1 protein-coding gene is annotated in these 291 nt (G+C 63.6%); it reads left to right on the top strand.

The features are described from left to right. Positions 1–254, top strand: a 254-nt coding sequence (locus EN804_RS36455; protein ID WP_189602241.1) for a 5-deoxy-glucuronate isomerase, incomplete at its 5' end; no start/stop codon positions are given. Between the last annotated feature and the right edge of the window lie 37 nt (positions 255–291).

The raw sequence follows: 291 nt of genomic DNA on the forward strand, positions 1-291 counted from the left end.
ACTACCACCGTCTCAACCCGCCGCAGGGCTTTGCCTTCCAGCGCGTCTATACGGACGCCGGCAAGAACGGCGAGCGCGATCTGGACGAGGCGATGGCGATCGAGGACGGCGATGTCGTGCTGGTGCCCAAGGGCTACCACCCGTGCGCGGCCTGCCACGGCTACGATCTCTACTATCTGAACGTCATGGCCGGCCCGAAGCGGACGTGGAAATTCCACAACGCGGCCGAGCATGAGTGGCTGATGAAGGCCTGAGGTTTCTCGGCGCGCACAACTTGTTGGTCCAGTTCGG

This window comes from Mesorhizobium sp. M8A.F.Ca.ET.161.01.1.1 (assembly GCF_004792105.1).
In the GTDB taxonomy this organism is placed as follows: Bacteria; Pseudomonadota; Alphaproteobacteria; order Rhizobiales; family Rhizobiaceae; genus Mesorhizobium.